At 69.1% G+C, this 23,431-nt stretch carries 13 protein-coding genes and 2 pseudogenes; 3 read left to right on the top strand and 12 right to left on the bottom strand.

Annotated features, from left to right (window positions below; translation table 11 throughout):
• Positions 1-29 precede the first annotated feature (29 nt).
• The 4 genes and pseudogenes from BJF87_RS12915 to aspS all read right to left on the bottom strand — a co-directional run bounded on the left by BJF87_RS12915 (position 30) and on the right by aspS (position 9,079).
• Positions 30-992: a transglutaminase family protein gene (locus BJF87_RS12915; RefSeq protein WP_042375802.1), complete on the bottom strand. Its 963-nt coding sequence runs from the start codon at positions 990-992 to the stop codon at positions 30-32.
• The gene (locus BJF87_RS12920; protein WP_035751452.1) at positions 989-3,745 is read right to left on the bottom strand and encodes a circularly permuted type 2 ATP-grasp protein; all 2,757 of its coding nucleotides are present in this window, start codon (positions 3,743-3,745) and stop codon (positions 989-991) included. The genes BJF87_RS12915 and BJF87_RS12920 overlap by 4 nt, the downstream gene beginning before the upstream one ends.
• Positions 3,742-7,215 carry a DUF2126 domain-containing protein gene (locus BJF87_RS12925; protein ID WP_075863286.1) on the bottom strand — a complete coding sequence of 1,158 codons (3,474 nt, stop codon included), beginning with the start codon at positions 7,213-7,215 and terminating at the stop codon, positions 3,742-3,744. The genes BJF87_RS12920 and BJF87_RS12925 overlap by 4 nt, the downstream gene beginning before the upstream one ends.
• A gap of 32 nt (positions 7,216-7,247) precedes the next feature.
• Positions 7,248-9,079, bottom strand: a pseudogene (gene aspS / locus BJF87_RS12930) (aspartate--tRNA ligase).
• Between the two features lie 193 nt (positions 9,080-9,272).
• Between aspS and BJF87_RS12935 the strand changes: the two are divergent.
• Together BJF87_RS12935 and BJF87_RS12940 are read left to right on the top strand one after the other, a co-directional pair.
• On the top strand, positions 9,273-10,130 hold the full coding sequence (locus tag BJF87_RS12935; RefSeq protein ID WP_040003919.1) for a neutral zinc metallopeptidase: 858 nt from the start codon (positions 9,273-9,275) through the stop codon (positions 10,128-10,130).
• 12 nt (positions 10,131-10,142) lie between these two features.
• On the top strand, positions 10,143-11,825 hold the full coding sequence (locus BJF87_RS12940) for a DUF885 domain-containing protein (protein WP_075863287.1): 1,683 nt from the start codon (positions 10,143-10,145) through the stop codon (positions 11,823-11,825).
• Positions 11,826-11,844: 19 nt separating this feature from the next.
• Here the strand turns inward: BJF87_RS12940 and hisS are convergent, their stop codons facing one another.
• A complete protein-coding gene (gene hisS / locus BJF87_RS12945) occupies positions 11,845-13,110 on the bottom strand; it encodes a histidine--tRNA ligase (RefSeq protein ID WP_006356971.1) in 1,266 nt (421 codons plus the stop codon).
• Complete coding sequence (locus BJF87_RS12950) at positions 13,107-13,856, bottom strand: MBL fold metallo-hydrolase (protein ID WP_035751449.1); 750 nt, start codon at positions 13,854-13,856, stop codon at positions 13,107-13,109. The genes hisS and BJF87_RS12950 overlap by 4 nt, the downstream gene beginning before the upstream one ends.
• A 218-nt stretch (positions 13,857-14,074) precedes the next feature.
• Here BJF87_RS12950 and BJF87_RS12955 point away from each other — a divergent pair, with 218 nt between their 5' ends.
• On the top strand, positions 14,075-14,995 hold the full coding sequence (locus BJF87_RS12955; RefSeq protein ID WP_042375798.1) for a peptidylprolyl isomerase: 921 nt from the start codon (positions 14,075-14,077) through the stop codon (positions 14,993-14,995).
• A gap of 91 nt (positions 14,996-15,086) precedes the next feature.
• Here the strand turns inward: BJF87_RS12955 and BJF87_RS12960 are convergent.
• The 6 genes and pseudogenes from BJF87_RS12960 to yajC form a co-directional block, all read right to left on the bottom strand.
• A pseudogene (locus BJF87_RS12960) lies at positions 15,087-17,449 on the bottom strand (RelA/SpoT family protein).
• 52 nt (positions 17,450-17,501) lie between these two features.
• Positions 17,502-18,077 (bottom strand): adenine phosphoribosyltransferase, encoded by a 576-nt coding sequence (locus tag BJF87_RS12965; RefSeq protein ID WP_006356975.1) that lies wholly within the window; start codon positions 18,075-18,077, stop codon positions 17,502-17,504.
• Positions 18,078-18,100: 23 nt separating this feature from the next.
• A complete protein-coding gene (locus tag BJF87_RS12970; protein ID WP_075863339.1) occupies positions 18,101-19,816 on the bottom strand; it encodes an ABC transporter substrate-binding protein in 1,716 nt (571 codons plus the stop codon).
• Positions 19,817-19,826: 10 nt separating this feature from the next.
• A complete protein-coding gene (gene secF / locus BJF87_RS12975; RefSeq protein WP_075863288.1) occupies positions 19,827-21,032 on the bottom strand; it encodes a protein translocase subunit SecF in 1,206 nt (401 codons plus the stop codon).
• Complete coding sequence (gene secD / locus BJF87_RS12980) at positions 21,029-22,723, bottom strand: protein translocase subunit SecD (protein WP_075863289.1); 1,695 nt, start codon at positions 22,721-22,723, stop codon at positions 21,029-21,031. The genes secF and secD overlap by 4 nt, the downstream gene beginning before the upstream one ends.
• Before the next feature lie 189 nt (positions 22,724-22,912).
• The gene (gene yajC / locus BJF87_RS12985) at positions 22,913-23,299 is read right to left on the bottom strand and encodes a preprotein translocase subunit YajC (protein WP_006356979.1); all 387 of its coding nucleotides are present in this window, start codon (positions 23,297-23,299) and stop codon (positions 22,913-22,915) included.
• Positions 23,300-23,431: the final 132 nt, after the last annotated feature.

The following is a 23,431-nucleotide window of genomic DNA, read 5'->3' on the forward strand; positions in this document are numbered from 1 at the left end:
GGTGCCTCCCAGGGGTTTAGCGGACCGGCTCACAATTCGTGCCGGGTTGCGCCCTCGATGGACACAACCGGAGGGGTCGCGCCGGCCGGGTCGGGCGTTTCGTCCTCGACCGGACTGACGTCGACCGAGACGTCGATGTGGCTCTTGGTCGAGTCGGTGTAGATGACCCCGCGCAGCGGCGGGACGTCGTCGTAGTCGCGGCCCCAGGCGAGGGTGACGTGGCGTTCGTCGACCAGTTTGTCGTTGGTCGGGTCGAACGGCAGCCAGCGGCCGTCGGGCATCCACACCGCCGCCCACGCATGGCTCGCGTCGGCGCCGAAGATCTTCTCCTTGCCCGGTGGCGGATCGGTCGCCAGATACCCGGACTCGTAGCGGGCGGCGAGTCCGACCGAGCGCAGACACGCGATCGCGACCCGGGCGAAGTCCTGGCAGACACCCTCGCGCCGCTGCATCACCGTGTCGACCTTCGTCGAGATCGCCGTCGATCCGGAGCGGTAGGTGAAGTCGTCGAAGATCCGGGTGGTGAGGTCGGTGACGGCCTCGATCAGCGGTCGTCCCGGGGTGAACACCCGGGACGCATAGTCGCGTACCGACGCGGTGATCTCCGGCGGATCGAGATCGATGACGAACTCGGCGGCGAGCGCGGCCTCGCGACTACCGGCCACCGCCGGGCGCGCCGACTCCCAGGGTGCGCGCGCCGCGGGACCGATGATCATGCCCTGGTCGACGCCGTCGACCTCGACGACCGAGCGCGCGGTCACCGTCAGTTCCCGATGGGAAGTGCGGACGTGGAAGTAGCTGTCGTTGTTGCCGTAGACGTCGATGCCCGTCGACCGGTCGTCGGGCTCTGGTTCGATGTCGACGGTGGCCGAGAGCACCCGCTGTCCCGGCAGGTCGCGCGGGGTCAGGTAGCACCGGCCGTACGACGAGGACACGTCGTCGTTGTAGGTGTACCGGGTCCGGTGCATGACCCGGTAGACGCGGGTGCTCACATCTCACCCCCGCCCCAGATCGGCTGCGCCTGGCGCGGCACGGCGAAGCGGGTCCTGCTGAGCAGGTCGGACAGTTCACGGGAAACGGTTCGCAGCGTGGTCATCAGGTCGGCGAGGTCGGTCCGCCGACCCTGCGAGTCGACGCCGGCGAGGTCGGCCGGACCGCTCCGGCGCAGTTCGGCGATCATGTCCTGCACCCCTCGCTCGGCCCCGGCCGAGCGCAGCGGTTCGGGGACCGAGGTCAGGTCGTGGTTCATCTTCTCGAGCTGGAAGATCATCGAACGCGGGTTGGTCGGGTCGAACAGCAGCAGCTCGGCGACACTCGAGAACCGGTACAGACCGCGGTTGCGGCGCCGGTAGATCACCGAGGACTCGTTGGCGGCGAGGTACGACTCAAGCAGCGCCTGTTCGGTGTCGGTGTCGTGGGCCTGCGTGAACATCGCCCGGGTGAGGTCGGCGAGGGTGATCGCGCGCTCGATGCGTCGACCGAGGTCCATGAACATCCAGCCCGGGTCGTGGACCATCGACTCCTCCTGGAGTCCGGTCAGGGCGAGAACACCGTGCAGGATCTCCTCGTGCGCCCGCGCGAGGTCCGGACCGAGGTCGAGGGCGGCGTCGCCCAGACCCTCGGTGCCCGCGTCGGCGGAGTCCGCCCGCGACCGGGAGACCAGACGCGCGGTACTCGCGACGACCCGCTCGACGGGCGCCAGGACCATCCACGTGCTGGTCGACATCTGGTCGCGAACGGCGCGGGCGGCGCCGACGAGGCGGTCGACCGAGTGGGCGACCGAACCCGGGATCGACCGGGCCACGGTCAGGTCGGCGATCTTCTCGATGGCCTCGTTGACCTGTTCCGGCGAGGGCTGGCGGTCGGTGCCCGACAGCACCAGATCCGCGGTGTCGAGGTAGCCGTCGGTCCCCGTGATCGTCGTGACCGCATGCAGCAGCAGGGGCACCGCCGGGGTACCCGACATCCACGGCCGGTACTGGAAGTCCTGATAGCGCTGGCGGGAGACCTTCGCGAGGCGGGTGACCTGCTCGGTGCGTTCGGCGTAGCGGCCGAGCCAGAACAGGTCGGCGAGCACACGCGGACTCGCGGCGGCCGCGACCTCGGAGTACTCGAGCGAGACGGGACGCCCCGCCTCCGGGATGACCTCACCGGCCGGTTCGACGCGGGTCTCCGAACGACGCGACACATGTCCGCCGACCTCGGTACTGGTGACCCAGACGTCCTTGGCCGACACGACGTGGTGGGCGGCCCCTTCGACGCCGTCGGCCAGGACGGCGCCGAGACCGCCGGGCATCACGGCGTAGGTGGGACCCTGGGCGACGCTGAACGCGCGAATCGACACGGGTGCGGCGCGCAGCGCGGTGGTGTGGCGTCCGGGTCGTGTCCCGGTGGTGACGGTCGGTGCCACCGAGTAGGCGTCGAGTTCGCGTCCGACCCATTGCCAGGTCTGCGCGTCGATCCGCGCGACGACCTCGGCCCGGGTCCGCGCGTCGAGCAGCGGGCCGATGAACTCCTCGCCGGTCCGGGTGTTGGTGAGCACCAGCGATCCGACGCGGCTCTGGATCTTGCTGCGCTCCAGGTCATCTCCGGCCCAGTAGGTGGTGACCGAGCCGAGCGCGAGCTCCTCGTCGAGCAGGACGGGTGCGAGTCGTTCGAGCACCGTGTGCAGGGCGGGGTTCTCGAGAACACCGGAACCGAGCGTGTTCAGCACCGTGACGTTGCCGCGCGAGATCGCCTCGACGAGACCGGCGACGCCGAGCCGGGAGTCGGTCCGCAGATCGAGCGGGTCGGCATAGGCGGCGTCGACCCGGCGCAGCAGGACGTCGACCCGCTTGTACCTGCCGAGAGAGCGCATGTAGACCGCGCCGTCGCGCACGGTGAGGTCCGCACCCTCGACCAGCGGGTAGCCGAGCGCCGACGCGAGATACGCCTGGTCGAAGGCGGTCTCGGACATGCTGCCGGGGCTGAGCACGGCGACCGTCGGATCGTCGACACCGGGCGGGGCGTACTCGGCGAGCGCGAGGCGCATCGTCCCGGCGAAACCGGTCACCGGGCGCGGCGCGCACGCCTGGAAGAGCTGCGGGAGGGCCTTGGTCAGCAGGCGCCGGCCGACGATCGAGAAACCGATGCCCGACGGGGCCTGGGTGCGGTCGCGGTAGACCACGAACCGACCGTCGGCGGACCGTGAGATGTCGACCGCGTGCAGGAACAGGGCATGGGGTCCGGCGACCTCGAGGCGCGCCGCCTTGCGGATGTAGCCGGGGTGCCCGAAGACCATCTCCGGCGCCACGAGACCGGAGGTGATGGTCTTCTGATCGCGGTAGAGATCGCGCAGCAGCAGATCGAGCAGCATCGAGCGCTGCGTGATCGCCTTCTCCAGCTCGGCCCACTCGACGCCGTCGACGAGGAGCGGCACCGCATCGATGTCCCAGTCGCGGGTGTGGGTGGTCTGACCGTCGAACTCGTTGTAGACCACGCCGTCGTCCCGGACGGCCGCGGCGAGCCGGTCCGCGGACTCGCGCAGGCGGCTGTCACCGCGCCGCTGATACAGCCGCACAAGGTCTTCCCACGCGGGACGGACCATGCCGGCGGAGTCGAGGAGCTCGTCGTAGTGGGCCCCGGAAACGAGGTCGGGATCGCCGGTTCCGGCGACGTCGAAGAGCGTGTAACCCTCGTCACGGTAACGGTCGAAAACCGTGGATGCATCGAACACCGCGGAAGCGTTGCCCGGTGGAGAGGTCACCGGAGAACTGTACGTGCCCGCCGTAGATCGAGGATCCCGGGGACCCCGAAGTCGATGGCCTGCCGGGCCTGTCGTTCCCGGAGCAATCCGACGTCGACCGTGCCGGTGGTGTGACCCGACGCCTCGAAGCGCCCGTTGCGACGCGATTCGGCCACGACGGCGTTCACCGGCGGGCGGTCGTAGGCGCGACCACCCGGGTGGACGACGTGGTAGGTCGCACCGCCCACCGACCGGCCGTTGACGGTGTCGACGAGGTCGAAGGTCAGCGGGGTGTCGATGCTGATCGACGGGTGCAGAGCGCTCGGGGGCTGCCAGGCCCGGAACCGGATGCCGGCGACCCGTTCGCCGGTGCGGCCGGTGGACCGAAGCGGGATGGGGAAACCGTTGCAGGTCAACAGGTACCGGTCGTCCTCACCGCCGAGGACACGCACCTGGACCCGCTCGACGGAGGAATCGACGTACCGGGCGGTGCCGGTTCCGGTCGACTCCTCCCCCAGCGTGTTCCAGGGTTCGATGGCACCGCGGAGTTCCACTTCCTGATCACGGATCTGCACGGTTCCCAGACGCGGGAAACGGAACTCGGTGAACGGGTCGAGCCAGGCGGTCTCGAACGGGTAGCCCGCCTCACGGAGCTCCTCGGCGACGAGCGCGATGTCCTCGATGACGTAGTGCGGCAACAGATGTTTGCCGTGCAGGTCGCCGCCGTGGCGGATGAGCCGGGCGCGGTAGGGCTTCTCCCAGAACCACGACACCAGACTGCGTACCAGCAGCGACTGGACCATCGCCATCCGGTGATGCGGCGGCATCTCGAAGGCGCGCAGTTCCAGCAGGCCGAGACGGCCGCGGACCGAGTCGGGACTGTACAGCTTGTCGATGCAGAACTCGGCGCGGTGGGTGTTGCCGGTGATGTCGGTGAGCAGATGCCGCAGCGCACGGTCGGTGACCCACGGATTGGGTGCGTTCGTATCGGGCTCGTCGGCGCTGTGGGCGCCCTTGGGGCCGGTCCCACGCGGGTCCGCGACCGTGGCGGCGAGCCGGTCGATCTCGGCGAGGGCGATCTCGAGTTCGTAGAGCGCCGATTCCCGGCCCTCGTCGACGCGCGGCGCCTGCGAGGTGGTGCCGATGAAGCGGCCGGAGAACAGATACGACAGCGACGGGTGTCGCTGCCAGTAGGTCAGCATCGACGCCAGCAGGTCGGGGCGGCGCAGCATCGGCGAGTCGGCCGGCGTCGTCCCGCCGAGCGTGATGTGGTTACCGCCGCCGGTGCCGCCGTGACTGCCGTCGAGGTCGAAGCTCTCGGTGCCGAGCCGGACCTGGCGGGCGTGGCCGTAGAGGGACTCGAGCAGTTCGGACTGTTCGGCGAAGCTCGCCGCCGGCTGGATGTTGACCTCGATGACGCCGGGGTCGGGGGTCACCGACAGTGACGTGAGACGCGGATCCGACGGCGGCCCATAGCCTTCGACGACAACCGGGGTCGACGTCGCCGCGGCGGCGCCCTCGACGAGTTCGATGAGGGCGAGGAACTCCTCGCCGGTCGAGGTGGGCGGCATGAACACATAGGTCACGCCGTCGCGGACCTCGGCGACCACCGCCGTGCGCGGCAGGAACTCGGACGGGTCCACCGCGCGTACGGAGTGGCCGAGTGCTTCAGCCGGGTCGGCCGGAAGTGCTTCGCGTCGCGCCGTCGGGTCGGCCTCGAACATGGTCGGCGCCGGCCCCCACGACAACGAGTTCAGCGGCAGACGGAGACCCGCCGGCGAGGTGCCCGGGGTGAGGACGATGCGGCCGCGTCGCAGGGACCACACCGCGCTCTGCCAGGCGGTCCGGTCCTCCGACCGGTTCAGCGGCAGGACGTAGGCGCTGGGGTCGTCGACCGCGGCGTCGAGCCGGGCCAACAGTGAACGGCGTCGCGCCACCGAGTCCTTCTCGGGCGCCAGCTCCTCCTCGTCGCCGTCCTCCAGGGTCTCCAGGTCGACGTCGAACTCCGACTGGGCGAACTTCCGGGCCGTGGGCAGGGTCGGGTCGTCGCCCGGGTCTCCGGGCGGCATGGCGGCCAGCTCGCGCATGCGCACCAGCGGGTCCTCGTAGGCCGGCATCACCTGGTCGGTGGGCAGGCCGAGGTCGGTCGCGAAGGCGGTCAGCAGCTTCTGTGCGGGCTCGGCGTCGACGGTCGTGTCCGGGTGGGCACCGTAGGTCTCGGTCTCGATCGCCGACGCGCATTGTTCCGGCGTCGACCACGGGTCGGCGAGCAGGTCCGGATCACGCCAGATCGGCTCGCCGTCGGCACGCCACATGATCTCGATCTGCCAGCGCGGCAACGGTTCTCCGGGATACCACTTGCCCTGGCTCCGCTGGATGAGGCCCTGCGGCGCGTAGGCCGCCTTGAGACGTTCGGCGAGCCGGGACGCCAGAAGCCGTTTGTGCGGGCCGTCGGCGGCGGTGTTCCACTCGGGCGCGGTCTGGTTGTCGATGGAGACGAAGGTCGGCTCGCCACCCATCGTGAGACGCACATCGTTGCGCTCCATGCGTTCGTCGACGAGCGCACCCAGGTCGACGACGCGATCCCACTGCTCGGGCGTGTACGGCAGGGTGACGCGCGGATCCTCGTGGAAGCGCGTGACGGTGTTGGAGAAATCGAGCGTGGCGTGGCAGGGGCCGGTCGCGCCGGTGATCGGTGCGGCGCCCACCGGATGCGGTGTCGCCGCGAGCGGGATGTGTCCCTCCCCCGCGAACAGGCCGGAGGTCGGGTCCAATCCGACCCAGCCGGCACCGGGCAGGTACACCTCGGTCCACGCGTGGAGGTCGGTGAAGTCGGCGTCGGGACCCGACGGGCCGTCGAGCGACTTGATGTCGGAGGTCAGCTGCACGAGATAGCCGGACACGAACCGCGCCGCGAGACCGAGTTCGCGCAGCAGGGCCACGAGCAGCCAGGCGGAGTCACGACAGGAACCGATCGCACTCGACAGCGTGAACTCGGGTGTCTGCACACCCGCCTCGAGACGCACGGTGTAGCCGACCGCCTCGCGTACCGCGGTGTTCAGCGCCACCAGGAAGTCGATGACGCGTGTCCTGCCGACCGGCTTGTGCTTCGCGGCGAACGCGGCGACCTCCGGATGCACCGGCGCACCGGCGAATTCGCCCTCGCCGACACCGACCGGGCGCAGGAAGATCTCCAGGTCGCGGCGCAACTCCTCCGGGTACTCGAACCCGTAGTGCTCGGCCCGGTCCTCGATGAAGAAGTCGAAGGGGTTGATCGCGGTCAGGTCGGCCACGAGGCTGACGGTGATGCTCAGCGTGGTCGAGGGTTCCGGGAACACCAGCCGCGCGAGGTAGTTGCTGAACGCGTCCTGCTGCCAGTTGAGGAAGTGCTCCCCCGGCTCGACCTTCAGCGAGTACGCCTGGATCGGCGTCCGCGAATGTGGTGCCGGGCGCAGCCGGACCGCACAGACGACAGCGGTGGCCGAACTCACGCTCGGCCACCGCTTTTCGTTGCTCTGGGGATCTACTTGTCGGCTGCTGCCTTCTGCTCGGCCGCCTTCTCGGGGGCGCCATCGGCCCGCTCGGCTCCGCCGCGCGGTGCCGGCTTGGCGTCGATGCCCGACTCCTTGCGCTGCTGCGGGGTGATCGCCGCGGGTGCATCGGTCAGCGGGTCGACGCCGCCGCCGGACTTCGGGAAGGCGATGACCTCGCGGATGGAGGACTCACCGGCGAGCAGCGCGGTGATGCGATCCCAGCCGAAGGCGATGCCGCCGTGCGGCGGGGCGCCGTAGGCGAAGGCGTCGAGGAGGAAGCCGAACTTCTCCTGCGCCTCATCGTGCCCGATGCCCATGATCTCGAAGACGCGTTCCTGGACGTCACGCTGATGGATACGGATCGAGCCGCCGCCGATCTCGTTGCCGTTGCAGACGATGTCGTAGGCGTAGGCCAGTGCCTCGCCCGGATCGGTGTCGAGCTTCTCCATCGACTCCGGCTTGGGCGAGGTGAACGCGTGGTGCACCGCGGTCCAGGCCGAATGTCCGAGTGCGACGTCACCGGACGCGGTGGCGTCGGCGGTCGGTTCGAACATCGGTGCGTCGACGACCCACACGAACGCCCAGTCATCCTGCTTGATGAGACCGAGCTTCGAGGCGATCTCGCCGCGCGCCGCACCGAGCAGGGCGCGGGTCGGCTTGACCTCGCCGGCTCCGAAGAAGACGCAGTCGCCCGGCTTCGCGCCGACATGGGCGGCCAGACCGGCGCGCTCCTCCTCCGACAGGTTCTTGGCGACCGGGCCGGACAGCGTGCCGTCCTCGGCGATGAGCACGTACGCGAGACCCCGGGCGCCGCGCTGCTTGGCCCATTCCTGCCAGGCGTCGAGCTGACGACGCGGCTGCGACGCCCCGCCCGGCATGACGACGGCACCGACGTACGGGGCCTGGAAGACGCGGAACGGGGTGTTCGCGAAATACTCGGCGCACTCGACGAGTTCGATGTCGAATCGCAGATCCGGCTTGTCCGAGCCGTAGCGACGCATCGCGTCGGCATAGGTCATGCGCGGGATCGGGGTCGAGATGTCGACGCCGATCAGCTTCCACAGCGCCACCAGGATCTCCTCGGCGACCGCGATGACGTCGTCCTGGTCGACGAAGCTCATCTCGATGTCGAGCTGGGTGAACTCGGGCTGGCGGTCGGCGCGGAAATCCTCGTCGCGGTAGCAACGCGCGATCTGGTAGTAGCGCTCCATGCCTGCGACCATCAGCAGCTGCTTGAACAGCTGCGGGCTCTGCGGCAGGGCGTAGAAGGTGCCGGGCTGCAGGCGCGCGGGCACCAGGAAGTCACGGGCGCCTCGGGCGTCGAGCGGGTCAGCGTCGGGGTCTCGATCTCCACGAAGTCGTGGGCGGCGAGGACACCGCGGGCGGCGGCGTTGGCCTTCGACCGCAGGCGCAGGGCGGCGCTCGGACCCTCGCGGCGGAGGTCGAGGTAGCGGTGACGCAGCCGCGCCTCTTCGCCCGGCGACTCGTCGAGCTGGAACGGCAGCGGCGCCGACTCGTTGAGCACCTCGAGTTCGACGGCGTTGATCTCGATCTCGCCGGAGCTCAGGTTGGGGTTCTCGCTGCCCTCGGGACGGACCTCGACCACGCCGGTGACGGCGACGCAGTACTCGGCGCGCAGGCGGTGGGCGGCCGCGGCGACCGACTCCTCGCGGAAGACCACCTGAACCAGGCCGGTGGAGTCGCGCAGGTCGATGAACACCACACCGCCGTGGTCGCGTCGGCGCGCGACCCAACCGGCGACGGTGACGGTCTGCGACGCGTCGGCCCGGCGCAGCGAACCTGCGGAATGCGTGCGGAGCACTGAGAGTCCTTCCCAACGTCGTGCAGCCGGCCCGGTCTCGCGGGCGGCGACGGAGGCGTTGTTTGTGTCGGCTTGTTCGTGACCCGGTGGAAACGCAGGCCAGGTACCCATCGTGCCGCATCGGCGTCGGTGTCCTGAACCCGGCCACCCGGAGATGCCCGGTCCGCGCACCGCGGCGTGCCAGAATGACCGCGTGACATTCCAAGGCAGCGGATCGATCGACACCGGCAACGTCTCCGGCGGCGGCGGTGGCGGTGTCGGGCGGATCGCGCTCGGCGGTGGTGCGGGTCTCATCATCACGATCGTGGCGCTGCTGTTCGGCGTGAACCCCGGTGAACTCCTCGGCAGCCAGGCCCCTCAGCAGGGCACCTCGTCGGGTGCCGCCGAGATCCAGCAGCAGCTCGACTCCTGCACCTGGGAGATGGCGAACGAGAACACCATCTGCCGGATCAAGGCGACCACCGTCAGCCTCGACGAGGTGTGGTCGGAGCTCATGCCCGGCTACCAGCCGCCGAAGACGGTCATCTTCGCCGACTCGGTCGACACCGGGTGCGGCGCGGCCAGTGCGGCGACCGGGCCGTTCTACTGCCCCGCGGACAGCACCGCGTACTTCGATCCGTCCTTCTTCACCCAGCTGCGCCGCATGGGTGGCAGCGACGGGCCGCTCGCCCAGGAGTACGTGGTGGCCCACGAGTACGGACACCACATCCAGAACCTGACCGGCGCCCTGGCCAAGGGGCAGCGGATGGGCTCGCAGGGACCGCGGTCGGGTTCGGTGCGCGTGGAGCTGCAGGCCGACTGCCTCGCCGGTGTCTGGGCGTACCACGCCGACAACGGCCCCGACGCGTTGCTCGCCCCGATCTCCGAGCAGCAGATCTCCTCGGTCATCCAGACCGCCAAGGCAATCGGCGACGACACCATCCAGGGCCCGGGTTCCAACCCGGAGGGTTGGACGCACGGATCGGCCACGCAACGCGCGAAGTGGTTCGGCATCGGGTACCGGTCCGGTGACCCCAACCGGTGCGACACCTTCGCGACCAACGATCTCTGACGCGACCTCGAGATGACCCCCACCGCCGCGACCCCCACGAGCCCGCGCGAACGCACCGAGGTGGATGCGATCGCCGAGGCGCACCTGGATCGACTGTGTGAGCTCGATCCCCTGCTCGGTACCGAGATCGGTCACGGCGACCACGACGATGCCCTGACCGACTTCTCCGCGCAGGCATGTGCCGAGCGGGCCGCGGTCGCCGCCGACACCCTGACGGCACTTGCGAAAGCACCCGTCGTCGACGCCGTCGACCGGGTGACGGTCGCGACGATGTCTGCGTCACTGCGTCGTGAACTCGCCCTCGCCGACGCCGGTGAGCACATCGGCGAGTGCAACGTCATCGCCTCGCCGCTGCAGGCGATGCGGGACATCTTCGATCTGATGCCCACCGACACCCGGACCGACCGCGAGGTGTTCCTCGCCCGCCTCACCGCGATCCCGGGTGCGCTGAACCGCGCCGTCGACGGGCTGGCGCACCGCCTGCGGCACGGCCCCCCGGTTGCGCGCCGACAGGTGGCGGCCGTGGTGCGACAAGCCGATTCGGCCACCGACGCCATTACCGACAACACCGCGTCCATCGCCGCCGACCCGGCGCTCGCCGGCACGCTCGGCACCGCCCTCGACGCGGCCCGCACCGCGTTCGGCACGTTCGCCAACTATCTCGAGACCGAGGTCCTGCCGGCCTCCGTCGACGACGACGCGGTGGGCCGGGATCGCTACCTGCTCCACCTGCCCGCGTACCTCGGTGCCGACGCCGACCCCGAGGACGCCTACGCCTGGGCGCTGACCCGCCTCGAGCAGATCGTCGCCGAACAGCACGAGATCGCCGAGTCACTTCTCCCCGGCCGCGGCGTCGACGAGGCACTCGCCTGGCTGGATCGCCAGCCGCAGTACCAGATCCACGACCGCCACGAGTTCGTCGACTGGATGCAGGAGACCTCCGACGCTGCCGTCACCGGACTCGCCGGCCGGCATTTCGACGTCCCCGCCCGCCTGTCCCGGCTCGAATGCCGCCTCGCGCCGTCGTCGACCGGGATCATCTACTACACCCAGCCGACCGCCGACCTGTCCCGGCCGGGCCGCATGTGGTGGGCGGTCCCCGACGATCAGACCGTCTTCCACACCTGGCAGGAGAAGACGACCGTCTACCACGAGGGCGTCCCCGGCCATCACCTCCAACTCGGTTCGGCCATCGTCGATCCCGACCTGAACACCTGGCGCAAGCTGGCGTCCTTCACCTCCGGGCACGGTGAGGGCTGGGCGCTCTACGCCGAGCGGCTGATGGACGAACTGGGCTGGCTCGAGGACCCGGGCGACCGCATGGGCATGCTCGACTCACAGCGGCTACGCGCGGCACGCGTGGTCGTCGACATCGGCGTGCACTGCCGTCTGCCCGCACCGGAGTCCCTGGGCGGCGGGATCTGGGATGCCGACAAGGCGTGGGAGTTCCTGACCGCCTCGGTGGCCATGGACCACTCGGTGCTGCGTTTCGAACTCGACCGATACCTCGGCTGGCCCGGCCAGGCACCGTCCTATGCACTGGGACAACGAGTCTGGGAACAGACCCGGCACGCCGCCCTCAGCGCCCACCCGGAGTGGACGCTCAAGGACTTCCACACCCGCGCACTGGCCTTGGGCGGGGTGTCACTTGACGTCCTGGCCGAGGAGATGACCGGCCCCGACAACGACGTCTGAAAAGCGCGTCGCGCGGACGTCAGCCAAGCAGCCGGGTGACCTCGACGACGACGTCATCGAGTGAGATACGGTGCTGCTCACCGTTGCTCAGGTCCTTGACCTCGACCTGGCGTTCGGCCAGCTCGTTCTCGCCGAGCACCAGCGCCAGCCGCGCACCGGACCGGTCGGCGGCCTTCATCGCGCCCTTGAGTCCGCGGTCGCCGTAGGCGAGGTCGACGCTGAGCCCGGCCGCGCGCAATGCGCCTGCGACACCGACCAGTTCGGCCTTGGCGTCCGCACCGAGCGGGACACCGAAGACCTGACAGCGCGCCGCCTGCGTGCCCGCGACTCCCTCGGCCTCGAGGGCCAGCATCGTGCGGTCGACGCCGATGCCGAAGCCGATACCCGAGAGGTCCTGTTTGGCGCCGAGCTGGCGCATGAGGCCGTCGTACCGGCCGCCGCCACCGATGCCCGACTGTGCACCGAGGCCGTCGTGGACGAACTCGAAGGTGGTCTTGGTGTAGTAGTCCAGGCCGCGCACGAGTCGCGGGTTGATCTCGTAGGCCACGCCGAGCCGGTCCAGGTTGGCCAGCACGAGGTCGAAGTGGGCCTTCGCCTCATCGGACAGGTAGTCGATCAGCAGCGGCGCGTTCGCGGTCGCCTCTTTGATCTCCGGGCGCTTGTCGTCGAGCACGCGCAGCGGGTTGATCTCGGCACGCTTTCGGGTCGCCTCGTCGAGGTCGAGCTTGAAGAGGAAATCCTGCAACGCCTCCCGGTAGCGAGGGCGGCTCGCGTCGTCGCCGAGCGAGGTGATCTCGAGGCGGTAGCCGGACAGTCCGAGACGCTTGTACCCCTCGTCGGCGACGGCCACGACCTCGGCGTCGAGTGCCGGGTCGTCGACGCCGATGGCCTCGACGCCGACCTGCTGCAGCTGGCGGTAGCGACCGGTCTGCGGCTTCTCATAGCGGAAGAACGGACCCGCGTAACAGACCTTGACCGGCAGCTGTCCACGGTCGAGGCCGTGCTGGATGACCGCGCGCACCACACCCGCGGTGCCCTCGGGGCGCAGCGTCACCGACCGGTCACCGCGGTCGTTGAAGGTGTACATCTCCTTGCTGACGACGTCGGTCGATTCGCCGACGCCGCGGGCGAACAGCGCGGTGTCCTCGAAGATCGGCAGCTCGATGTGCCCGTATCCCGCACGACGCGCCGCGTCGGTGAGCGTGTCCCGCACCTTCCGGAAATCCGCCGAGTTCGGCGGGAAGTAGTCCGGGATGCCCCGGGGTGCCTGAAATGCTCCGCTCACAGTCCGTGTCGTCCCTTCGGTCGATCAGTCGCGATGGTGGTGTCGGTTCCCGGAGCCCGCAGGCCGGCCAGGAAGGGGTTGGTGGCACGTTCCTGCGCGATGGTGGTCTGCGGCCCGTGGCCGGGGAGAACCAGGGTGTCGTCCGGCAGCGGCAGCAGCTTCGCCGCGATGGAGTCGAGCAGCTGCTGATGGCTGCCGCCGGGCAGGTCGGTGCGGCCGATGGAGCCGGCGAAGAGGACGTCGCCGGCGAAGCGGACCTGCACCCTCGTCGGGGTGTCGGACGGGGACTCCCCCGGCACGGTCACCTCGATGCCCAGCAGGACCGATCCCTGGGTGTGGCCGGGTGCGAGGTCCACCGAGAAGTGGATGCCGGCGAGCTCGACCGGTTCTCCGTCGGAGAACTCGATGACCTTCTCCGGCTCGCGAAACTTCTCGTCGCCGATCATCGCGCCCAGCGCGCGTCCGATGCCCAGGCCGGGATCGGTGAGCATCGGCCGGTCGGCGGCATGGATGTAGGCGGGGATGGAGTACTCGTCGCACAGCTGCGTGGCGTTCCAGGTGTGGTCCAGGTGGCCATGGGTGAGCAGGACGGCGACCGGGGTGAGATCGTTCTCGGTGAGCAGTTCACGCACGCGGGGCGCGGCGTCCTGGCCGGGGTCGATGATCACCGCATCCGACCCGGGTTCGGCCGCCACGACGTAGCAGTTCGTCTGGAACATGCCGGCGGGGAATCCGGTGATCAGCATGGCACTCCTCGAGGGTCGCGGGTCCCTCCATTGTGTCCTAGCTGCCCACGGCGACCGACAGCCGGTTCTCCACGCACCGATTCCCCGGCCGCGAGACCCCACTCCAACACCCGCTGAACGCTGTTCTCAGGTACAACTGGCAGACTTGCCTCTCGAGTAAGTGACATCCGCGCAGATTGTCGGCACGACTATGCCGAGATTCAGGAGGATCCACCCGCGTGACCACCAATGAGGAGCGCCGCGAGGCAGCGAAGCGGAAGCTCGAGGAACGCCTCGAAACCGAACGCCTCGCCCGTCGGAAGCGGAAGATCGTCATCGCCTCGGTCTCGACCGCCGTCGTGGTCGCCGTCGTCGCCGGCGTGACCGCCGTCGTGGTGAAGAAGATCATGGACGACCGCGAGGCCGCACGCTGGACCAGTTGTGCGTTCGAGGACTCCCCGAGCCGGTTCGACCAGCTTCCCGACCAGGTGCCCGACAACGTGCCCGCCGATCAGCGGCCGCAGTACCAGGCCGAACTCGACGAGCTGAAGGCGGCGGCGAAGAACGAACGCAAGTCCCCGAAGCCCGACGACAAGGTCCTGAAGTCCGGTACCGAGCAGGCCACCTTCACGACCACCCAGGGTGTTCTGCCGATCACCCTGGAACGTGACGGCGCCCCCTGCAACGTCGCCGCGGTCACCTCGCTGATCGAGAACAAGTTCTACGACGACACGACCTGCCACCGCATGACCACCAGCGACAAGCTGAAGATCCTGCAGTGCGGCGACCCGACCGGCACCGGCATGAGCGGTCCGGGCTGGACCAGCCCCGACGAGCCGCCGACCGACCTGAAGAAGGTCGGACAGCCCGATCCCATGAGCGGATCGCAGCCCGTCGTCTACCCGCGCGGCACCGTGGCCATCGCCAACAGCAGCCAGGGCGGCCAGAACCCCAACACCGGGTCGAGCCAGCTGTTCATCGTCATCGACGACAGCGAACTGGGTCCCGACTACTCCATCGTGGGCAAGGTCGACGAGCCCGGACTCGCGGTCCTGGACAAGGTCTACGAGGGCGGGATCACCCCCGGCCCCGCCGGCAGCCAGCCGGGCGACGGTAAGCCGAAGCTCCCGGTGACCATCGAAACCGCGGTCATCGACTAGCGAAAACCGCTGAGTCACGCCAGATCCCGTTGCGTTTTGTCCCGAATTCCGGGACAGAACGCAGCGGGATCTCTGGTTTTCGGAGGTCAGATCAGGCAGCCGAGGTGACGCGGTAGACGTCGTAGACGCCCTCCACATTGCGGACCACGTTCAGCACGTGACCCAGATGCTTGGGGTCGCCCATCTCGAAGGTGAACTTGCTGATGGCGACTCGGTCGCGGCTGGTGGTCACCGACGCCGACAGGATGTTCACGCGTTCGTCGGCGAGCACCTTGGTGACGTCGGACAGCAGTCGGTGGCGGTCGAGTGCCTCGACCTGGATCGCCACGAGGAACACCGATTCCGGGGACGGTGCCCACGAGACGTCGAGGATGCGTTCGGACTGCTGCTGCAGCGACGTCGCGTTGGTGCAGTCGGTCCGGTGCACGCTGATGCCGCCGCCACGGGTGACGAAGCCCATGATGTCGTCACCCGGTACGGGCGTACAGCATTTGGCGAGTTTGATCACCACGTTGTCGACGCCGTCGACGACCACGCCGGCGTCTCCGCCCTGACGTGAGCGGGTCGGCATCGTCGACGGGGTGGACCGTTCCGCGAGGGCCTCCTCCGCATCCTCGATGCCACCGAGGGATGCGACGAGGCGGTTGACGACATGCCGTGCGGAGACGTGGTTCTCGCCCACCGCGGCATACAGTGCGGTGACGTCGTTGTACCGCAGCTCCTTCGCGATCGCCGCCATCGACTCCGCGGACAGCAAGCGCTGCAACGGAAGTCCGCCGCGACGGACCTCCTTGGCGATCGCGTCCTTACCGGTCTCGAGGGCCTCCTCGCGCCGTTCCTTGGCGAACCACTGGCGGATCTTGGCCTTGGCCCGCGGCGACACCACGAACGTCTGCCAGTCCTTCGACGGCCCGGCGGTCGGCGCCTTGGAGGTGAACACCTCCACCACCTCGCCGTTCTCGAGCTTGCGTTCGAGGGCGACCAGCCGGCCGTTGACGCGGGCACCGATGCAGCGGTGCCCGACCTCGGTGTGGACGGCGTAGGCGAAGTCGACCGGCGTCGACCCGGCGGGCAGCGTGACCACGTCGCCCTTCGGCGTGAAGACGAAGATCTCGCGGACGGCGAGGTCGTACCGCAGCGACTCCAGGAACTCGCCGGGGTCGGCGGCCTCACGCTGCCAGTCGAGCAGCTGGCGCATCCAGGCCATGTCGTCGATCTCGGCGGTGTCGGACTTCTTGCCCGACTTCCGGTAACCGCTCTCCTTGTAGCGCCAGTGCGCGGCGATGCCGAACTCGGCGGTGCGGTGCATCTCGTGCGTGCGGATCTGGACTTCGAGCGGCTTGCCCTCGGGCCCGATCACGGTGGTGTGCAACGACTGATAGACGCCGAACCGCGGCTGCGCGATGTAGTCCTTGAAGCGTCCGGCCATCGGCTGCCACAGCGAGTGGACGACGCCGACGGCGGCGTAGCAGTCGCGGTCCTCCTCGCAGAGGATGCGCATGCCGACGAGGTCGTGGATGTCGTCGAAGTCGCGGCCCTTGACGATCATCTTCTGGTAGATCGACCAGTAGTGCTTGGGTCGGCCTTCGACGGTTGCCTGGATTCGCGCCGCGGACAACGCGTTGTTGATGTCGGCCCGCACCCGCGCGAGGTAGGTGTCGCGCGACGGGGCGCGGTCGGCGACCAGGCGCACGATCTCCTCGTAGCGCTTGGGGTGCAGGATGGCGAACGAGAGGTCCTCGAGTTCCCACTTGACCGTCGCCATACCGAGTCGATGAGCAAGCGGCGCAATGACTTCCAGCGTCTCGCGGGCTTTGCGCGCCTGCTTCTCCGGCGGGAGGAAACGCATCGTCCGCATGTTGTGCAGCCGGTCGGCGACCTTGATCACGAGGACGCGCGGGTCACGCGCCATCGCGATGATCATCTTGCGGATCGTCTCGGCCTCGGCCGCACTGCCCAGCGCGACCTTGTCGAGTTTGGTCACGCCGTCGACGAGGTGCGCCACTTCCTGCCCGAAGTCGCGTTCGAGCGCCTGCAGCGAATAACCGGTGTCCTCGACCGTGTCGTGCAGCAGCGCGGCGATCAGGGTCGTGGTGTCCATGCCGAGGTCGGCGAGGATCGTCGCGACCGCCAGCGGATGGGTGATGTACGGGTCACCGGACTTGCGCTTCTGCCCGCTGTGACGCTCCTCGGCGACGTCGTAGGCCCGCTGCAGCAGGGCGACGTCGGCCTCGGGTAGATCTCGCGGTGCAGGGTGACCAGCGGCTCGAGCACCGGCCGGACCTGGCTGCGCGTCGCCGTCATCCGGCGGGCCAGACGGGCGCGGACACGCCGCGAGGCGGACGGGGAGGTCGAGGCCGAGGCCGATGTCGAGGTCGGTGCGCCGACGGCGTCGTCCGAGGCGTCGGCCGCGGGAGTCACGGAGTGCTGAGCCGTGCCGGATTCATCGGGCATAACCGGTCCTCCTCCGTCTGTCGTGGTCTTTCCGAGTCTAGATCCCCGACGGTCAGTCGAGCGCCACCGAGTGGACCGGTACGTGCGGGCCGAGGCCGCCGGCGATCGTGTCGCGCCCGCCGAGCCCGACGAGCTCCATGATCACCGCGACACCGACGACGCTCGCCCCGGTGCGGTTGAGCAGATCCGCCGCAGCGACCGCGGTACCGCCGGTGGCCAGGACGTCGTCGACGAGCAGCACACGCTGCCCGGTCAGGTCGAGGCCGTCGGCCGGGATCTCCAGGGTCGCCGAGCCGTACTCGAGGCTGTAGGTGACAGCATGAACCGGAGGCGGCAGCTTGCCGCCCTTGCGCACCGCGAGGACCCCGACCTCGAGTTCACGGGCGACCGCGCCGCCGAGGAGGAACCCGCGGGCGTCGATACCGGCGACGAGGTCGATCTCGGTGCAGCCGTGGGTCAGCGCGGTGACGATCGCGGACAACCCCTCGGGATCGGCGAGGACCGGGGTCAGGTCCTTGAAGGCGATCCCGGGGCTCGGGAAGTCGTCGACGAGCCGGGTGTGCCGGGCGATCGCCGCCTGGGCACGTGTCACCGCCTCCGCGGTCCGTTCGGGTACCACGCCGCCCATCAGAACTCCCCTGTCACTTGCCGTCACTGGCGGATCGTCCATCGATCCATGTTCCATCCGGTGCCGGCGCGACTGAGTCCCGCTGCGACACCACCCACCTGATCCTTCCACTGCCGGATACGCGGCGACGCGAACAGGGGTATCGACGGCATCGACGACCAGCTCGCGTTCTCGATCGAGCGGGCCAGCCGGAGCCGGTCGGGTTCGGACACCGTGACCGCGAACTGATCGATCCCGCGACTGACCTGCTGATCCCGGGTTCCGGAGAGATTGAGCGGGTCGCCGCCGCGCAACGAGTAGGCATCACGGCTCGGGTCGGCGGCACCGGCTGCGGCGAAGGAGTCGCCACTGGCCATGATCACCGCGTCGACGTCCTTGCCGAGTGAGCGCGGCTGCACGTCGGGTGTGGCGACGTCCTCGACCACGAAGCCGGCCTCCCGGCACGACGCCGCGATGGCCGCGACCATCTGCTGCCAGCGCAGGGTCGGCGCCACGTAGCCGATGCGGACGCGACGCGGTTGCAGACTCGCGGTGGTCGTGGTCCCGTCCGCCGCGCCCTGACCGGTCGCGGCGCGCAGCAGGTTCCGTGCCCGCTCGAGGTCGGGACTCTGGTAGGCGCGTCCGAACTCGGGGTTCATCGGTCCCGCGAGGTTGTCGGCGGGCGCGAGGACACGCAGATTCCACACGGTGGCGCCACCGGAGAAGTCGCGGGCGAGGTCGGCGCGCGGCACGCACGAGGCGAACGCCTGCCGCATCCGCACGTCCCCGAAGACACCCTTGCCGGCGAGCACGATCTGTTCGACCCCGATCGCCCGGGCGGGTGAGGCCGGTCCGTCGGGTCCGGACGTCCCGGCGAGATCGCCCTCGACGATGCCCGCGGTGACGTCGACGACGTCGAACTTGCCGTCGGGCAGCCGTCGCGTGGAATCGGTTCCGCGGCCCCAGATCACGATGCGCGAGGTCTCGGGCTTGTTCCCCCACCATGATTCGTTGGGGATCAGGACCAGTCCGCCCGACCGCGAGTAGCGGTCGATGCGGTATGGCCCGGAAGACGGGAACCGGGCGTGGTCGACCGGACCGAAGGTCAGGTCGAAGCCGGTGTTCCAGGCCGTGGCGATACGGGCCAGCGCGCCGCGGTCCATCGCGCGGATGGCGTCGACGACGTTGGCGAGCCCGGCGTCGCGGGCCACGATGTGCGCCGGGAGCAACGTGCCCGCGCCGAACAACGACAGCCAGTTGCGGTATTCACGCCCCTGCGCGAACGTGACCGTCGCCGACTTCTCGCCCGGCGAGCACTCCACCTTCTCGATGTCGCGGTACCCGGCGGTCGTTGCCGGTGTGAACCCCGGGAAACGTCCGCTCATGGCCGCCCAGGCCAGCATCAGGTCGTCGCAGTCGAGCGCGACCTCGTCGGTGAAGGCCGCCTCGGGCGTGAACTCGTAGCGCAACGCCGGTGCGCGTCCCGGGATCCGGGACACGGTGCCGACGTCGCGGTCCGGGATGACCTGCCCCTGGGGTCCGAGCAGACTGAAACCCGGCAGCAGACGACTGGTCGCCATCAGCACACCGTTGGCGTTGCCGTCGACGGTGTTCGCGTTGTAGCTGGTCACGTGGGCGTCGATCACGTAGTCGATGGTCGGCGGCCCGTCGTCGCCGCAGGCCGTCAGGACGCCGGCGCCCGTGACGATCCCGACGAGCAGGCTCAGGACCCTGATGAACTCCCGGTGCCTGACGATCACGTGGGTGAGACTAGCGGTTGCGACGGCGTTTGCCGGTCGGTACCCGTTCGGCGTCGTCCGTGTCGGACGCGCCCCGACGGCGGCGAACCGGCCGGGCGTCGCCGCTCGGCGCCACACCCGACTCGATCCCGGCGCGACGGTTCAGCACCTTGGCGGTGTGCCGGGAGACGTCCTCACGACGTTCCTTCAGCGTCACCAGCAGCGGCGCGGCCAGGAAGATCGAGGAGTACGTGCCGACCACGACGCCGACGAGCTGGATCAGACCCAGGTCCTTCAGCGTGCCGACGCCGAGCAGCCAGACGGCCACGAGCATCAGCGCGATGATCGGCAGGACCGAGATGATGGTCGTGTTGATCGACCGCATCAGCGTCTGGTTGACCGCCAGGTTCGCCTGCTCGCCATAGGTCCGACGCGAGGTCTGCAACACCGAGCGGGTGTTCTCCTGCACCTTGTCGAACACGACGACCGTGTCGTAGAGCGAGAAGCCGAGGATGGTCAGCAGACCGATCACCGTGGCCGGTGTGACCTCCCAGCCGACCAGCGAGTAGACACCCGCGGTGGCGACGATGTCGAAGGCCAGCGACGCCATCGCCGCGATCGACATCTCCCGGTCGAACCGGACCGCGATGTAGACGAAGACGATGACGAGGAACACCGCGAGCGCGAGCGCCATCTTCTCGGTGATCTCGCGGCCCCAGGTGGAGCTGACGTCGGAGATGCTGACCTCGGAGGCCGTCAGTGCGGGACCGAACTCCTCGGTGAGCGCACGGGTCACCGCCTCGGCCTGCGCGAGGTCGAGGGTCTCGGTGCGCACCTGCACGGTGGCGCTGTTGCCGGCACCGGCGGTCTGGACCGACTCGGGCTCCTCGCCGAGGGCCTCAGTGACGACCTTCTCGACCGAGTCGGCGGTGATCTCCGACGAGGCGACCGGCACCGACATCTGGGTGCCGCCCTCGAAGTCGATCCCGAAGGTGAAGCCCCGGATCGCGATCGACGCCAAGCAGATCAGCATGATCACCGCGGTGACGATGTACCACGTCTTGCGCTTGCCGACGATCTCGAAGGCGCCGGTACCGGTGTAGAGCCGGGCGAAGAAGCCGCGCCTGTTGTCGGAGACGAAGTCCGCGTCGGTACCGGTCGACGGTGACGGCGGTTCGACGACCGTGGTGTGGCCGGCCTCCCGCGAGTCCTTGTTCGGGTTGTCCGGACGGGTCATCGCACAGTCCCCTTCTCGCTGGTGGACGCGTCGGCGGGGGTCGCTTCGCTGTCGGCGGCCTCGGCTTGGCGGCGGGCCGCGACCTTGCGCTCGCGAGCCACCTCGCTGACCGCGCCGAGGCCGTTGACGCTCGGCTTGGACAGGAACGACGACCGGCTCGCGTAGACCACCAGCGGGTGGGTCACCAGGAACACGACCATGACGTCGAGGATCGTGGTGAGTCCCAGGGTGAACGCGAAGCCGCGCACCTCACCGATCGCGAGGATGTAGATCACCGCGGCGGCGATGAAGCTGACCGCGTTGCCCGACCAGATGGTGCGGCGGGCACTCGCCCAACCGCGTGGCACGGCCGAGCGGAAACTCCGACCCTCGCGCATCTCGTCCTTGATGCGTTCGAAGTAGACGACGAACGAGTCCGCGGTCATACCGATACCGATGATCAGACCGGCGATGCCCGCGAGGTCGAGGGTGAATCCGATCCAGCGGCCGAGCAGGACGATGATGCCGTAGACCATCGCTCCGGCGAGGACCAGCGACAGCATCGTCAGGATGCCGAGCATGCGGTAGTAGGCCAGCGCGTAGATCAACACCGCGACGAGGCCGATCGCACCGGCGAGCAGGCCCGCCTTCAGCGACGAGAGACCCAGTGTCGCGGAGACGGTTTCGGCGTCGGAGGCGTTGAACGACAGCGGCAGTGAGCCGTACTTGAGCACGTTCGCGAGTTCGTTGGACGATTTCTCGGTGAACGGGTCGGCGCTGCTGCCGCTGATGCGGGTCTGGCCGCCGGGGATCGGCTCGTTGATGGCCGGTGCGGAGACGACGGCCGAGTCGAGGGTGAACGCGGTCTGCGTGCGGTTGGGCGCTTCCTGGGCGGTGTACTTGGGCCAGAAGTCCGCGGCCTTGCCCTTGAACTCGAGGGTGACGACCCATTCGCCGGTCTGCGGATCGGTGCCGGCGGACGCGTCCTTGATGTCGCGGCCGTCGATGATCTGCGGACCGAGGAGGTAGACCTCCTTACCGTCGGTGGAACACGCCACCAGGTACTGATCGGGCAGATCGTTGCCGCGGAGCGGGTCGTTGGCGGTCGGCGAACAGTCCATCTTCGCCATCTGCTCCTGCAGCGGGACCAGCTGCTCCTGCTTGGCATCGCCGGGCGCTTGACGGATCTTGCGCTGTTCGGCGATCGCCGCCGCGGCCACCTCGGTGGGCATCGCGTTGCCCTGGTCCTCGTCCTGGTTCTCCGGCTTGGGCGGCTGCGGGGTCGCCGCCGTGGCGCCGACGACCGGCCGCACATACAGACGCGCGGTCTGACTCAGCGACTTGGCCTGCGCGCCGTCCTCACCGGGAACCGTGATCACGAGGTTGTTGCCGGTGACGACGACCTCGGAACCGGACACGCCGAGGCCGTTCACACGCTGCTCGATGATCTGCTTGGCCTGGTCGAGCTGCTGGCGGGTCGGCTCCTTGCCGTCCTCGGTGCGCGCGGTCAGCGTCACCCGGGTTCCGCCCTGCAGGTCGATACCCAGTTTGGGCTCGAGCGTCCGGGGACCGGTGAAGTAGATCAACCCGTACACGACGGCGAGCAGAGCGAGGAAGGCCACGAGCGGACGCCACGGTGGGATCTCTCGACTCGGTCGCGACCGCTTGCCGGCGGGCTTGTCCGCCTTTGCGGTCGAGCGAGGACTTGTCACAGCTGTTCAGGTCTCCTTTGGGAACGTCAACCGGCCGAGGGCACTCTGACCGCATGACCCACCGACTCCGAAGGTCTGCGTGCGCGCGCCGCGATGGCAGCGGGGCACGCAGACCTCAGCAAGACAGGCGATGCGCGGGAGGTGGGCAGGAGGCGCCACGCCGATCGCCGGCGCGGCGCTGCTCCGGGATTACTTGTCGGTGTCGCGCGCGTCGTCGGACGACGGCTTGTCGAGGCTGACCGAGTCCGAGTCGTCGGCGTAGTCGCTGTAGTCGGCTTCCGGAGCGGTGTGGCCCGGGTAGGTCGCGGCGGCCTCGTCGGTGGGGATGACGCGCATGATCGCGAGACGGTTCCAGCGGGTGACCACACCGGTGGCGATCTCCACGTCGACGAAGTCGGACGACGCCGCATCGATGACGGTGCCGAACAGGCCCGAGGTCAGCTGGATGCGCGTACCCGTCGACACCGAGTTCTGCATGTCCTGCATCTCGGCCGCGCGCTTCTTCTGCTTCCGCATCGACAAGAACATGAAGCCGGCGAGCAGTGCCAGCAAGAGGGGGAAGAGCAGAGCGTCCATGGGTGAGAGTCAGTCCTTTGTGTTTCGGGTTGTACCGCGTGCACCACCACCCCGCGCCGAACGGCGAGAGGCGTCAGATGGTCACGCTGTGCTCCACACAGTGTGCCACGTCCACCGGAGAGAGCATCCCTG

Source organism: Gordonia sp. CNJ-863, from assembly GCF_001942325.1.
Classification (GTDB): Bacteria; Actinomycetota; Actinomycetes; order Mycobacteriales; family Mycobacteriaceae; genus Gordonia; species Gordonia alkanivorans.